The sequence below is a fragment of the Pseudomonas sp. P1_F1_2 genome (genome assembly GCF_056405815.1).
This window is the reverse complement of the sequence record NZ_JBFUBK010000008.1, coordinates 20,140-34,721: the sequence shown is the minus strand read 5'-3', so window position 1 is coordinate 34,721 and position 14,582 is coordinate 20,140. Positions and strand designations below refer to the sequence as shown.

The 14,582-nt window shown below is 60.2% G+C and carries 13 protein-coding genes; 6 read left to right on the top strand and 7 right to left on the bottom strand.

The genetic code is table 11. The features are described 5' to 3' along the window. Positions 1-50: 50 nt before the first annotated feature. The 5 genes from bioD to bioB form a co-directional block, all read right to left on the bottom strand. Positions 51-731, bottom strand: a complete 681-nt coding sequence (gene bioD / locus AC1D2P_RS03955; RefSeq protein WP_046029933.1) for a dethiobiotin synthase — start codon at positions 729-731, stop codon at positions 51-53. Then, complete coding sequence (bioC, locus tag AC1D2P_RS03950) at positions 728-1,540, bottom strand: malonyl-ACP O-methyltransferase BioC (RefSeq protein ID WP_077431159.1); 813 nt, start codon at positions 1,538-1,540, stop codon at positions 728-730. The genes bioD and bioC overlap by 4 nt, the downstream gene beginning before the upstream one ends. Further along, the gene (locus AC1D2P_RS03945) at positions 1,533-2,264 is read right to left on the bottom strand and encodes an alpha/beta fold hydrolase (protein WP_109785569.1); all 732 of its coding nucleotides are present in this window, start codon (positions 2,262-2,264) and stop codon (positions 1,533-1,535) included. The genes bioC and AC1D2P_RS03945 overlap by 8 nt, the downstream gene beginning before the upstream one ends. Beyond that, entirely contained in the window at positions 2,257-3,435 is a 1,179-nt protein-coding gene (gene bioF / locus AC1D2P_RS03940) for an 8-amino-7-oxononanoate synthase (protein ID WP_077431158.1), read from the bottom strand. The genes AC1D2P_RS03945 and bioF overlap by 8 nt, the downstream gene beginning before the upstream one ends. A gap of 134 nt (positions 3,436-3,569) precedes the next feature. Further along, a complete protein-coding gene (gene bioB, locus AC1D2P_RS03935) occupies positions 3,570-4,625 on the bottom strand; it encodes a biotin synthase BioB (RefSeq protein ID WP_109785570.1) in 1,056 nt (351 codons plus the stop codon). 91 nt (positions 4,626-4,716) lie between these two features. On the opposite strand from bioB, the gene AC1D2P_RS03930 reads away from it, so the two are divergent. From AC1D2P_RS03930 to rarD, 5 genes are all read left to right on the top strand, one after another. Continuing rightward, complete coding sequence (locus AC1D2P_RS03930; RefSeq protein WP_109785571.1) at positions 4,717-5,457, top strand: ComF family protein; 741 nt, start codon at positions 4,717-4,719, stop codon at positions 5,455-5,457. A 63-nt stretch (positions 5,458-5,520) separates the two neighbouring features. Then, complete coding sequence (locus AC1D2P_RS03925; RefSeq protein WP_046029923.1) at positions 5,521-6,285, top strand: TOBE domain-containing protein; 765 nt, start codon at positions 5,521-5,523, stop codon at positions 6,283-6,285. 58 nt (positions 6,286-6,343) lie between these two features. Next, on the top strand, positions 6,344-8,245 hold the full coding sequence (locus AC1D2P_RS03920) for a PhoX family protein (RefSeq protein ID WP_109785572.1): 1,902 nt from the start codon (positions 6,344-6,346) through the stop codon (positions 8,243-8,245). 196 nt (positions 8,246-8,441) lie between these two features. Further along, positions 8,442-9,416, top strand: a complete 975-nt coding sequence (locus AC1D2P_RS03915) for a serine/threonine protein kinase (RefSeq protein ID WP_109785573.1) — start codon at positions 8,442-8,444, stop codon at positions 9,414-9,416. Between the two features lie 200 nt (positions 9,417-9,616). After that, positions 9,617-10,504 (top strand): EamA family transporter RarD, encoded by an 888-nt coding sequence (gene rarD, locus AC1D2P_RS03910; RefSeq protein ID WP_046029920.1) that lies wholly within the window; start codon positions 9,617-9,619, stop codon positions 10,502-10,504. Positions 10,505-10,732: 228 nt separating this feature from the next. Here the strand turns inward: rarD and AC1D2P_RS03905 are convergent, their stop codons facing one another. Next, positions 10,733-11,251 (bottom strand): glycine cleavage system transcriptional repressor, encoded by a 519-nt coding sequence (locus AC1D2P_RS03905; protein ID WP_046029919.1) that lies wholly within the window; start codon positions 11,249-11,251, stop codon positions 10,733-10,735. 558 nt (positions 11,252-11,809) lie between these two features. On the opposite strand from AC1D2P_RS03905, the gene AC1D2P_RS03900 reads away from it, so the two are divergent. Continuing rightward, on the top strand, positions 11,810-13,987 hold the full coding sequence (locus AC1D2P_RS03900; protein ID WP_109785574.1) for a malate synthase G: 2,178 nt from the start codon (positions 11,810-11,812) through the stop codon (positions 13,985-13,987). A 67-nt stretch (positions 13,988-14,054) separates the two neighbouring features. Here the strand turns inward: AC1D2P_RS03900 and AC1D2P_RS03895 are convergent, their stop codons facing one another. Next, positions 14,055-14,501, bottom strand: a complete 447-nt coding sequence (locus AC1D2P_RS03895) for a response regulator (protein WP_046029917.1) — start codon at positions 14,499-14,501, stop codon at positions 14,055-14,057. Between the last annotated feature and the right edge of the window lie 81 nt (positions 14,502-14,582).

The following is a 14,582-nucleotide window of genomic DNA, read 5'->3' as shown; positions in this document are numbered from 1 at the left end:
AAAGGCCCGACAAAAACACTAATGGCACAGTGCCTTGTCATAGGTAAAACCTAGTCCAGCAGATCCAGTTGCAAATGTTCCGCCACGGATTCAGCCGTGATCGACTTGAGCCTCGGTACTCGCCCCAGGCAGGGCGCGGGAATCCGCTCGGCGAGCGTGGCGAGGTTTTCCTCCAACCGTGAGGTTTTCGGATCGATGATATTGGCCACCCAACCCGCCAGCTGCAACCCATCCTGAGCAATCGCCTCGGCCGTCAACAGCGCATGGTTGATGCAACCCAGCCGCACACCGACCACCAGAATGACCGGCAAACCCAGCGCCATCGCCAGGTCAGACAGATTGTCCTGATCCGCCAACGGCACGCGCCAGCCGCCCGCCCCTTCGATCAGGGTGAAATCCGCCTGCATATCGAGAATCTCGCGCATGGGCGTCAACAGCGACTGCACGGTCAATGCCACGCCGGCCTCCCGTGCGGCCAGGTGTGGAGCGATGGCCGGCTCGAACGCGAGTGGATTGACCTGGGCATACGTCAACGGCAACGAACACTCGGCCAACAACGCCAACGCATCGGCATTACGCAACCCCTTGGGCGTCACGTCGCAGCCAGAGGCAACCGGCTTGCCCGCTGCCGTGCTCAGGCCCGCGGATCGCGCGGCATGCAACAAACCCGCAGCAACGGTGGTCTTGCCAACGTCAGTGTCAGTGCCGGTGATGAAATAGGCTGCGCTCATAAAGGTTTCTCCAACACGGCGTAGACCACCTGGTAAGTCGCCGGCAAACCTTCGGCCTGGCGAAATTGCTCATACGCCTCGATCAAACCGAGGATCCGCGCACGGCCAGTCAAACCACCCGGCCGCCCTGGGTTCAAGTTGTGCGCACCCAATGCCTTCAGTTCATGGGTCAGGCTGCGCACATCCGGGTAATGCAATACATGAGGACGCGTTTGCAGGCTGACAGTCTTCAAGCCACTGGCAGCACACAACTGCTGATAAACACCCAACTCGCGGAAGCGATTGACGTGGACCATGCCATCGACCTGACGCCAGCTGTCACGCAGTTCAAACAACGTCCCTACACAAAGACTAGCAAACGCGAAAATACCCCCTGGTTTCAGCACCCGGTGCGCCTCGCGAAGCACCGACTCAAAATCAGCGCACCACTGCACGGCAAGGCTGGAGAAGATCAAATCGCAGGTCGAATCCTGGAGCGGCAAGCGCTCGGCATCGCCCGCGATGAAATGGGTCGCCCCACCCAATGGCCGCGCGTGATTGAGCATGCCTTCGGCAATGTCGAGGGCGACACCCTGACCGGCCGGAAAACGCTCGCTCAACGCACGACTGAAATAACCGGTGCCGCAGCCCAGGTCCAGCCAGCGACCCGGGACAAAATCACCCGGCAAGCGACTCAACAACTGGCTGCCAACATCGCGTTGCAATTCGGCCACGCTGTCATAGCTCGCTGCCGCGCGAGAAAAGGACGCTGCCACCTGGCGCTTGTCAGGCAAACCGCCGGGCAGATTGGGAAGGGATAAATCAGTCATCACCGGACTCGTGCAAAAAGGCCTGAATCGCCCCCGCCACACCGTGGGGGTCTTCCAGAAGAAACGCATGACTGGCCTGTTCAATCAGACCAATTTCGACATCCGGCAGCAGCGTCAGCAAATCCCCTGCGGCTTCGGCCGGAACCAGGCCGTCGAGGCCGGCGAACAAATGAAATTGTGGACCGCGATATGCCTGCAAAGCCTGGCGAGTATCCAGTTGTGCAAGGACTTCCAGACCGGCCGCCAAAACCGAAGCAGTGGAATGCGGCGCACCACCGAGCAGTAACCGGGAAAGACCGCGAGGGTCTTGCGCGCCTTGCGCACACAGCAACGAAAACCGTTTCAACGTCAGGCGTGGATCTGCCTGGCAGCCGGCCAGAAACGCCTCGAACGTCTCGGCGGGCATCGCGCTCGGCCATTGCTCATGGGCAACAAACGAAGGATTGCTCGCCAGCGTCAGTAAACCGCAGCAGCGATCGCCTCGACGCGCCGCCAGCTCCGCCGCGAGCATGCCACCCAAGGACCAGCCTGCGAGCCAGGCGTCTTGCGGCACGGTCGAATCCAGCTCATCGAGCCACTCGTCAAGATCACTCGATTCCAGTTCCGGCAACGGCTCGATCTCGACCCGCAGATGCTCATCCAGCCCACGCAAGGCTGCCGCCAAGGGTTCCAGCGGCGAAATCCCGAGGCCCCATCCGGGCAGCAGAATCAGTCGGTCACGCATGGCTTGGCTCCGATTTCAAAAGTGCAAAACAATCGGCCAGTCCATTCAACAAGCGCTGCACCTGTGCCTCGCTATGAGCGGCGGTCAGGGTCACCCGCAAGCGGGCGCTGCCAGCCGGCACGGTCGGCGGACGGATCGCGGTCACCATCAGACCGCGCTCGCGCAACATCTGCGACAGCCGTACCGCACGCCCGGCATCGCCGATCATGATCGGCTGGATCGGCGTGAAACTGTCCATCAGTTCCAGGCCAATCTGCTCGGCACCCTGGCGGAACTGACGAATCAGCACCTTCAGATGCTCACGCCGCCAGTGTTCGGTGCGCAGCAGTTCGAGGCTTTTCAGCGTCGCGCAGGCCAGCGCCGGTGGCTGGCTGGTGGTGTAAATGTAGGGTCTGGCGAACTGGATCAGGCTTTCGATCAACTCGTCACTGCCAGCAACAAAGGCCCCGGCCGTGCCGAATGCCTTGCCCAGTGTGCCCACCAGAACCGGTACCTCTTCCTGACTCAGGCCAAAATGCTCGACGATCCCACCGCCATTGGCGCCTAGCGGCCCGAACCCGTGCGCGTCATCGACCATCAGCCAGGCGCCTTTGGCCTTGGCTTCGAGCGCCAGCGCCGGCAGATTGGCGATGTCGCCGTCCATGCTGAATACACCGTCGGTGACCACCAGCGTATTACCGGTGGCCTTCTCCAGCCGCTTGGCCAGACTGACCGCGTCGTTGTGCAGATAGCGGTTGAAGCGCGCGCCGGACAGCAAACCGGCATCCAGCAACGAGGCGTGATTGAGTCGATCCTCCAGCACCGTATCACCCGCCCCGACCAAGGCCGTGACTGCACCGAGATTGGCCATGTAACCGGTGGTGAACAACAACGCACGCGGACGGCCGGTCAGGTCAGCCAAGGCCTCCTCCAGCGCGTGATGCGGCGTGCTGTGGCCGATCACCAAGTGCGACGCCCCGCCACCGACGCCCCAACGAGCCGCACCGGCGCGCCAGGCTTCGATCACTTGCGGGTGATTGGCCAAGCCCAAGTAGTCGTTGTTACAGAACGCGAGCAACGGTTGACCATCGACCACCACTTCCGGGCCTTGAGGGCTTTCGAGTAGCGGGCGCTGGCGGTAGAGGTTTTCGGCACGACGGGCAGCAAGGCGTGCGGCGAGATCGAAAGACATGCAGGCCTCGCGAGTAGGAATGGGGTACAGCCCCCGTAGGAGCAAAGCTTGCTCGCGATAAGAGCGCCGCAGTCATTCAGGCCGACCGAGGCGTTTTCATCGCGGGCAAGCCTTGCTCCTACAAGGCAAAGGACTTAAACAGCTGCGTTATAGAACATCTCGCTGCTCTTCTGCTCAACCAGCGCTTGCTCGATGGCGGCTTGATGCACCTCGTCGGCGTGTTCTTCGCGCGCTTCCGGCAGAATCCCCAGGCGCGAGAACAGTTGCATGTCCTTGTCGGCTTGCGGGTTGGCAGTGGTCAGCAGTTTTTCGCCATAGAAAATCGAGTTGGCGCCAGCGAAGAACGCCAGGGCCTGCATCTGCTCGTTCATCGCTTCGCGGCCAGCGGACAAACGCACGTGGGATTGCGGCATCAGGATGCGGGCGACGGCGAGCATGCGGATGAAATCGAACGGGTCGACGTCTTCCGCATTTTCCAGCGGCGTCCCGGCGACTTTCACCAGCATGTTGATCGGCACCGATTCCGGATGCTCTGGCAGGTTGGCCAACTGGATCAGCAGATTGGCGCGGTCATCAAGGGACTCGCCCATGCCAAGGATGCCGCCCGAGCAGATCTTCATCCCCGAATCACGCACGTAGGCCAGGGTTTGCAGGCGCTCGCCGTAGGTGCGGGTGGTGATGATGCTGCCGTAGAACTCCGGCGAGGTGTCGAGGTTGTGGTTGTAGTAGTCGAGGCCGGCCTTGGCCAGCGCTTCGGTCTGGTCCTGATCCAGGCGACCCAGGGTCATGCAGGTTTCCAGGCCCAGGGCTTTCACACCTTCGACCATCTTCAGCACGTAAGGCATGTCTTTGGCCGACGGATGCTTCCACGCGGCGCCCATGCAGAAACGGGTCGACCCGATGGCCTTGGCGCGAGCGGCCTCTTCGAGGACCTTCTGTACTTCCATCAACTTTTCTTTTTCCAGGCCGGTGTTGTAGTGACCGGACTGCGGGCAATATTTGCAATCTTCAGGGCAGGCGCCGGTCTTGATCGACAGCAGCGTGGAAACCTGGACGCGGTTGGCGTCGAAATGCGCACGGTGCACCGTCTGCGCCTGGAACAACAGGTCATTGAATGGCTGAACGAAGAGTGCTTTGACTTCGGCCAAAGACCAGTCATGACGCAGGGTTGCAGTGGTGCTGGCGCTCATGGGCGTTTCCTTTGTTTTATGCTTGGCAAGCGACTGGGGACGGAATACCCACAGACGCGACACGGATGTTCGGCATATTTAAGGAAGACTCATGCGCTGTCAACCACGTTACGAAGGGGCGGTTTACATCTGGTTAAAAAACAATCAGCACTGTTTGCTCTGCGCTGAACCGGCCGATGAACACATCCCGATTTGCATGGCCTGCGAAACGGAACTGCCCTGGCTTGGCGATCACTGCCAAACCTGTGCCCTGCCCTTGACCGGCGCCGGGCTGACCTGCGGCCAGTGCCAGGAACACCCGCCCGCCTTCGAGCGAGTGGCCACACCCTGGACTTACAGCTTTCCGCTGGACACGTTGATCACACGCTTCAAGCACTCGGCAAAGTGGCCATTCGGCCGCCTGCTCGGCGAACTTCTCGCGCAGTTCCTGCAACATCGCTTCGATGAAGACCTGAATCGACCTGACGCGCTCGTCCCCGTACCGCTGGCCGCTAAACGCTTGCGTCAACGGGGCTTCAATCAAGCCGCGATGCTCGCCCGCTGGCTCGGCGCCAACCTCGACATCCCTTGCGACGAAACGCTGCTGTTGCGGATTCAAGACACCAGCGCGCAGCAGGATTTGAATGCCGATGCCCGCAAAAAGAACCTTCGCCATGCCTTCGCCCTGACACCCGGCGCGCACATCAAGGGCCGTCATCTGGCCTTGGTGGACGACGTGCTGACCACCGGTGCGACGGCGCAAGCCCTCGCCCGGTTGTTAATGGAGGCTGGCGCCGCACGGGTTGATGTCTACTGCCTGGCCCGAACACCCAAACCTGGCGACGTGGCCTGACTTGACTCCCGCGCCCCAAGCGGCCAACGTCTTTCCAATCGTCACAGCCCAAAGCGCCTTGCCATGTCCTTGCCAACCTTGTTGTCCCAGCACATTGTCCGTCGTCCGCAGCGCATTGCGTTGCTGCAACACATCGCCGAACAAGGCTCGATCACCCGTGCCGCGAAAAGTGCGGGCCTGAGCTATAAGGCCGCATGGGATGCGATCGACGAACTGAACAACCTGGCGCAGAAGCCGCTGGTGGAGCGCAGTGTCGGTGGCAAAGGCGGCGGGGGCGCCAAACTCTCCAGCGAAGGCCTGCGTGTGTTGCGCCTTTACCAAAAGCTGCAAGCCCTGCAGGCCCAAGTGCTGGAGGCGGCCGAAGACGCCAGCGATCTGGACTTGCTCGGCCGCCTGATGCTCAGGACCAGCGCGCGTAATCAACTGCATGGCAAGGTTGTGGAGATCGAAGCTCAGGGGCGCAATGACCTGATCCGTCTTGAATTGGCCGAAGGCTTGAACATTGATGCGCAGATTACCCACGATAGCACCCTGCGCCTGGAGTTGGAAATCGGCACCGAGGTGGTCGCATTGATCAAGGCCGGTTGGCTGGACCTGCTGGGCATCGACCAGCAGGAAACACCCGGCAACAACTGCTTGAACGGCATTATCGAAGAAATTCTCGACGCCGAAGACGGCCCCAGCGAAGTGCGCATCGGCCTGCCTAATGGCCATACGCTGTGCGCGCTGGCCGAACCGCTGCACTTGAGAACCCTGGGGCTTGCCATCGACAAACCGGTACGGGTGCAATGTTCGCCGTCCAATATCCTGTTGGGCACTCCGCTCTGAAACAAAAACGTCACGGAGGCTCATTAAGGTGACTGCAAAAACCCGCAGGGAGCCTGATGTGAGCCTATTAGAAGAAAACCAATCCACCGACCTCGAAAAAATGGTCGGCCTCAGCCGTCGTGGTTTCATCAGCGCCGGAGCCCTCTGCGGTGCGGCGATGTTCCTCGGTGGAAACCTGCTGAGCCGTAGCGTGCTGGCCACGAGCGTCAGCGCAGGCACCAGCAAACTGTTGGGCTTTGACAGCATCCCCGCCGCCACCAGCGACGCCATCACCCTTCCCGCGGGTTACAAATCCTCGGTGCTGATCAGTTGGGGCCAGCCCCTGCACAAAAACGGCCCGGCCTTCGACCCCAGTGGCAATGGCACGGCCGAACAGCAGGAACTCCAGTTCGGCGACAACAATGACGGCATGAGCCTGTTCGAGTTTCCCGGTGAGAAAGACCGGGCGCTGATGGCAATCAACAACGAATACACCAACTATCGCTACCTCTACGCGCACGGCGGCATGCCACAATCGGCCGAAGAAGTGCGCAAGGCGCTGGCCTGCGAAGGCGTGTCGGTGATCGAAGTGCAGCGCAAGAACGGCCAATGGCAATTCGTCCAGGGCTCGCGCTACAACCGACGCATTCACGGCAACGCACCGATCACCCTGAGTGGCCCGGCCGCCGGCCATGAACTGCTGAAAACCAGCGCCGACCCACAGGGCAAAAATGTCCTCGGCACCTTTCAGAACTGCGCCAACGGCAAGACGCCGTGGGGCACGTACCTGACCTGTGAAGAGAACTTCACCGACTGCTTCGGCAGCAGCAATGCCGAGCAAAAATTCGACGCCGCGCAGAAACGCTACGGCGCGGTGGCGACCAGCAAAGAGATCAACTGGCACCCGCACGACGCGCGTTTCGACCTGGCGAAAAACCCGAACGAACTCAATCGTCACGGCTGGGTGGTGGAGATTGACCCGTTCGATCCGCAATCGACGCCGGTCAAGCGCACGGCCTTGGGCCGCTTCAAGCATGAGAACGCCGCGCTGGCTGAAACCCATGACGGCCGCGCCGTGGTGTACATGGGCGACGACGAACGCGGCGAGTTCATCTACAAGTTCGTCAGCCGCGACAAGATCAACCACAAAAACCCCAAGGCCAACCGCGACCTGCTGGATCACGGCACGCTGTACGTCGCGCGCTTCGACGCCGGCGACGGCAATGCCGATCACCCGAAGGGCCAGGGCGAATGGGTCGAGCTGACCCACGGCAAAAACGGTATCGACGCCAGCAGCGGCTTCGCCGACCAGGCCGAGGTGCTGATCCACACACGCCTCGCCGCCAGCGTGGTGAAAGCCACGCGCATGGACCGCCCGGAATGGATCGTCGTCAGCCCCAAGGATGGCCAGGTCTATTGCACCCTGACCAACAACGCCAAACGCGGCGAGGACGGCCAACCAGTGGGTGGACCGAACCCGCGTGAGAAGAACGTGTACGGGCAGATCCTGCGCTGGCGCACCGACCGCGACGATCATGCCGCCAATAGCTTCGCCTGGGACCTGTTTGTGGTCGCCGGCAATCCGGGTGTTCATGCCGGCACGCCGAAGGGCGGATCGTCGAACATCACGCCGCAGAACATGTTCAATAGCCCGGATGGCCTGGGGTTCGACAAAGCTGGACGCTTGTGGATTCTCACCGACGGCGATTCGAGCAATGCCGGTGATTTTGCGGGCATGGGCAACAACCAGATGCTGTGTGCCGACCCGGTGACCGGGGAGATTCGCCGCTTCATGGTCGGGCCGATTGGCTGCGAAGTCACCGGGATCAGCTTCTCACCGGATCAAAAGACCTTGTTTGTCGGCATTCAGCATCCGGGGGAAAATGGCGGTTCGACATTCCCGGAGCATTTGCCCAATGGCAAACCGCGGTCTTCGGTGATGGCGATTTCCCGGGAAGATGGCGGGATCGTCGGCGCCTGATTATCGATCACGCAGATGATCGTTCCCACGCTCTGCGTGGGAATGCCTCACCGGACGCTCCGCGTCCGCTTCTGAGGACGCGGAGCGTCCCTGGCTGCATTCCCACGCAGAGCGTGGGAACGATCCCCCTAAAGAAGCCCCGTCTGCGCTACCATGCTTGGCCGGACGCGGCAGCCTGCTGCGCGCAGGAGTCAGCATGGCCCACCCGTTTGCAACCCTCACCCCAGACCTCGTGCTCGATGCCGTCGAAAGTATTGGCTTTCTCAGTGACGCGCGCATTCTGGCGCTCAACAGTTACGAGAACCGTGTCTATCAGGTCGGCATCGAAGATGGCGAGCCGCTGATCGCCAAGTTCTACCGTCCGCAGCGCTGGACCAACGAAGCGATTCTCGAAGAGCACCAGTTCACCTTCGAACTCGCCGAATGCGACGTACCGGTAGTCGCCCCGATGATTCACAACGGCGCCAGCCTGCACGAGCACAACGGCTTTCGTTTCACCCTGTTCCCCCGCCGTGGTGGCCGCGCGCCGGAGCCGGGAAATCTCGATCAACTCTATCGCCTGGGTCAATTGCTCGGTCGCCTGCACGCCGTCGGCAAAACCAAACCGTTCGACCACCGTGAAGCGCTGGGTGTGAAGAACTTCGGCCACGACTCGCTGACCACCTTGCTCGAAGGCAATTTCATCCCCAAGAGTTTGCTGCCGGCCTACGAATCGGTGGCCCGCGACCTGCTCAAGCGTGTGGAAGATGCCTACAGCAACACGCCGCACCAGAACATTCGCATGCACGGTGATTGCCACCCCGGCAACATGATGTGCCGCGACGAAATGTTCCACATCGTCGACCTCGATGACTGCCGCATGGGCCCGGCGGTGCAAGACATCTGGATGATGCTGGCCGGTGACCGCCAGGAATGCCTCGGGCAGCTGTCGGAACTGATGGACGGCTACAACGAGTTTCACGACTTTGATCCTCGGGAACTGGCGTTGATCGAGCCACTGCGCGCCTTGCGCCTGATGCACTACAGCGCCTGGCTCGCCCGTCGCTGGGACGACCCGGCGTTCCCGCACAGCTTTCCGTGGTTTGGCAGCGAGCGGTATTGGGGCGACCAGGTGCTGGCATTGCGCGAGCAACTCGCAGCCCTGAACGAAGAACCCCTTAAACTTTTCTGACCCACCTAGAAACCCTGTGCGAGCTTGCTCGCGATAGCAATCCATCAGTCACTGATGTGCTGATTGAATCGCCGCCATCGCGAGCAAGCTCGCTCCCACAGGGTTGAGTGTTCACAATTGCCCAACCTATTCAGGCAGGACATTCGTAGACAAATCTCCTTACAATCCCTCTTCGTTAGCTGCCTAAGCAAGGATTCTGCATGCAAGCTGCCAACCCGCGTCGCGGGTACATTCTGGGCCTGAGTGCCTACATCATTTGGGGACTTTTCCCGCTCTACTTCAAAGCCATTGCCAACGTGCCCGCCGTGGAAATCATCATCCATCGCGTGCTGTGGTCCGCGCTGTTCGGTGCCTTGTTGCTGATGGTCTGGAAACATCCCGGCTGGTGGCGCGAACTGCGAGACAACCCCAAACGCCTGGCGATCCTCGCCCTCAGTGGCACGCTGATTGCGGCCAACTGGCTGACCTACGTGTGGTCGGTGAACAACGGGCGGATGCTCGAGGCCAGCCTCGGTTACTACATCAACCCGCTGGTGAACGTGTTGCTGGGGATGTTGATCCTCGGCGAACGGCTACGGCGCATGCAGTGGCTGGCCGTGGGTTTGGCGGCGGTTGGCGTGGCGCAGCAGGTGTGGCAAGTCGGCAGCCTGCCCTGGGTGTCGCTGGTGTTGGCGCTGACGTTCGGGTTCTACGGATTGATCCGTAAGCAGGCGCCGGTCAAGGCATTGCCCGGTCTGGTGGTGGAAACCTGGATGCTGGTGCCGATTGCTGTTGCGTGGCTGCTGTTCAACCCGACGGCGGCCAGCGCCCAACCCGAGTTCTGGACCACCTCTGAAGCCTGGTGGCTGGTCGCCGCCGGCCCGGTCACGCTGGTGCCGCTGGTGTGTTTCAACGCCGCCGCACGGCATTTGCCTTACACGACGTTAGGATTTCTCCAATACCTGGCGCCGACACTGGTGCTGTTGCAAGCCGTTCTGCTGTTTGGCGAACACTTGTCATCCAGCACGCTGGTCGCGTTCATCTTTATCTGGGCAGGTCTTGCGGTTTATAGCGTCGATGCGTGGATAAGTTTGCGCCGCCGCAGCTGATCAAAAAACACACAAACCTCTGCAGGCCACGGCCCTATTGGCCTGCATCGATCCTTCCCAAGGTTATCCACAGCGTGATCCCCGCCGTTTGTGTGCAACTCGTTGAAACTGATGGTTTTTTGATCAGATACTGAAGAAGCCCGGCCGGCGTGGGCTAGCGGGCTGTCTCTACAGGTTATCCACAGGTGGGTGCACGTTTAACTTGGATAACCTTCCCGGATAACCCGGTCAGGGCTCACTGCGCAGCACCAGTTCAACCATCAAATCGTCCGCCAGGGTTTCCAGGCGCGACTGCAACACGTCCAGCGACAATGTCAGCGGCACCGCGAGAATCGCTTCAGCGTGAAACAACGGCTCGCTGCTCATCGGTGCCGGCCTCACTTCGGTCACTAGCCGTTCCAGGTTCACCCCCTGCTCGCTCAACAGACGCGTGATGTCGCGAACGATGCCCGGACGATCATTGCCCACCAATTCCATCGCAATGGGTTTCCAGGTGCAGGACTGCTCGATGCCACTTTCGGCAATCAGTACACGAATGCCTTGGGCAGACAACGCTTGCAAGGCATCCACCAGTTCATCGTAGGCCTCGGCCGGCACGCCCACCCGAAGAATTCCGGCGAACTGTCCTGCCATGCGCGACATGCGGCTTTCCAGCCAATTGCCCCCGTGTTCGGCAATGCACTGGGCGATGCGCTCGACCTGCCCAGGCTTGTCCGGAGCGAATACTGTGAGTACGAGGTGGTCCATGGCGCAGCCCTCTTGTCATGACTTTTGTTATGGAAAACCAAGTATAGGCAAGGGTTGGCCAGATCCAGAATCAATGGTGTATCGACTGACCTTATCGCGGGCAAGCCCGCTCCCACAGCGTCATGCGCAGTCCCTGTGGGAGCGGGCTTGCCCGCGATTGAAGGCACCGCTGAATGAACTGAAAACCACAAATCGTGTACAACTTTTTATATTTAACTGGAACAATCTTATGGTTTTTTGAGAACATCCAGTACCACACCGTGACTGCAATGCGTCATGGGGTCGCAGAACGACGTAATTAGTCTAATTTTCACAAGCGCAATTCATCATGTAGTATGCCGCAGCGCGCACTACATAACGTTGGATCGATGTCTGCCACAGGCACACTCGCAACCCTGAAAGCCCCGTCAGCAAGGCCTCAAAGCCGTTGATTGGACCGAACCCAGCCGTCCGCAAGGGCATGTACTGGCGCAAGGGTTTGTGGTTTAAATGGCCAGAGGCTTCATTGTTAAATTGAAGAGCTGAAAAGCGAAATAGCTGAGCAGAGTGAGGCAAGCAATGACTGAACACGTTCAAGTCGGTGGCCTGCAGGTCGCCAAAGTCCTGTTCGACTTCGTGAACAACGAAGCCATTCCCGGTACCGGCCTCACCGCCGATAAGTTCTGGGCCGGTGCCGACAAGGTCATTCATGACCTGGCGCCGAAGAACAAAGCCCTACTCGCCAAACGCGATGATTTCCAGGCTCGTATCGATGGCTGGCACCGATCCCGTGCCGGTCAGGCGCACGATGCCGTGGCTTATAAAGCCTTCCTGCAAGACATCGGTTATCTGCTGCCAGAAGCGGCCGATTTCCAGGCAACGACGCAAAACGTCGATGACGAAATCGCCCGCATGGCCGGCCCGCAGCTCGTGGTCCCGGTCATGAATGCCCGTTTCGCGCTCAACGCCTCGAACGCCCGCTGGGGTTCGCTGTACGACGCGCTCTACGGCACCGACGCCATCAGCGAAGCTGACGGCGCGGAAAAAGGCAAAGGCTACAACAAGGTTCGTGGCGACAAGGTCATTGCCTTCGCCCGCGCCTTCCTCGACGACGCCGCGCCATTGGCTGCCGGTTCCCATGTCGATTCCACCGGCTACAAGATCGTTGACGGCAAACTGTTGGTCGCCCTCAAAGGTGGCAGCAACACCGGCCTGCGTAATGATGCCCAACTGATCGGTTTCCACGGCGATGCTGCCGCGCCGACCGCGATTCTGCTGAAAAACAACGGTCTGCACTTCGAAATCCAGGTCGATGCCAGCACCCCGGTCGGCCAGACCGACGCAGCCGGCGTCAAAGACATCCTGATGGAAGCCGCACTGACCACGATCATGGACTGCGAAGACTCCGTCGCCGCCGTCGATGCCGATGACAAAGTGGTGATCTACCGCAACTGGCTCGGCCTGATGAAGGGCGACCTGTCGGAAGAAGTCGCCAAGGGCGGTCAGACTTTTACCCGCACCATGAACGCCGACCGCACCTACACCGGTGTCGATGGCAAGGAACTGAGCCTGCACGGTCGTTCGCTGTTGTTCGTGCGTAACGTGGGTCACTTGATGACCATCGACGCCATCGTCGATAAAGACGGCAACGAAGTGCCGGAAGGCATTCTCGACGGTCTGGTGACCAGCCTCGCGGCGATTCACAGCCTCAACGGCAACAGCTCGCGCAAGAACAGCCGGACTGGCTCGGTCTATATCGTGAAGCCAAAAATGCACGGCCCGGAAGAAGCCGCGTTCACCAACGAGCTGTTCGGTCGTATCGAAGAAGTCCTCGGTCTGGCGCGCAACACGTTGAAAGTCGGGATCATGGACGAGGAACGCCGTACCACGGTCAACCTCAAGGCCTGCATCAAGGCGGCGAGCGAGCGTGTAGTGTTCATCAACACCGGTTTCCTCGACCGCACGGGCGATGAAATCCACACCTCCATGGAAGCCGGGCCGATGGTTCGCAAGGCTGACATGAAGGCCGAGAAGTGGATCGGCGCCTACGAAAACTGGAACGTCGATATCGGTTTGAGTACTGGCCTGCAAGGGCGCGCGCAAATCGGCAAAGGCATGTGGGCGATGCCCGACCTGATGGCGGCGATGCTCGAACAGAAAATCGCTCACCCGCTGGCCGGCGCCAACACCGCCTGGGTTCCATCGCCGACCGCTGCGGCACTGCACGCGTTGCACTACCACAAGGTCGACGTGTTCGCCCGTCAGGCCGAACTGGCCAAACGTGCGCGCGCTTCGGTGGACGACATCCTGACCATCCCGCTGGCCGTCAATCCACAGTGGACTGCAGAACAGATCAAGAACGAACTGGACAACAATTCCCAGGGTATTCTCGGTTATGTAGTGCGCTGGATCGACCAGGGTGTCGGTTGCTCGAAAGTGCCGGATATCAACGACGTCGGCCTGATGGAAGACCGTGCGACGCTGCGTATTTCCAGCCAGCACATCGCCAACTGGCTGCGCCACGGTATCGTGACCCAAGAGCAAGTGATGGAAAGCCTCAAGCGCATGGCGCCAGTGGTTGACCGTCAGAACGCCAATGACGCGCTGTACCGTCCACTGGCACCGAACTTCGACAGCAACATCGCCTTCCAGGCGGCGGTCGAACTCGTGGTCGAAGGCACCCAGCAGCCGAACGGCTACACCGAGCCGGTTCTGCACCGTCGGCGTCGCGAGTTCAAGTCAGCCAATGGCCTGTAAGTAAGCGGCACCGGACAAAAAAAGGCCCTGATCGAGAGATCAGGGCCTTTTTGTTTGAGATCGAAGGTTACACATCCATCCCCAACTCATGCTTGACCAACTCCAGCAGCTTGGCGGAGTCAATGGGTTTGAGCAGGAAGTCGACCACGCTCAAATGCATTGCCGCAATGGCATCCTTCACATCGGCATCGCCAGAAACAATGATGAACGGCATCGCCGCCCGTACAGACTCGCGCACCTGGCGAATCAGTTCCAAACCATCAACCTGGCCCATGCGCAGGTCAGTAATCACCAGGCCGATCAATGGTTTCTGCTCCAGCATCTTGAGTGCCGTTTCACCACTGGCCGCGGTCAGGCAGCGAATGCCATCCAGCGCCAGAATTTCCGAGAGCAACTCGCGCGCGTCCTTGTCGTCATCGACGATCAGCACCCGCTGCGGCGGCAAATCAGGTTCCAGCATGACGGCACTCAGCGCCTCGCGCTCAGCGTCACTCAAAATATCGTGGTCGGACATGGTTTTCTCTAGATGTTCATTTCAATTCCCTAGCACAGTGGTGAGACATCGCTAAGCAGGCCTTCAATGTGCACTTCGTCG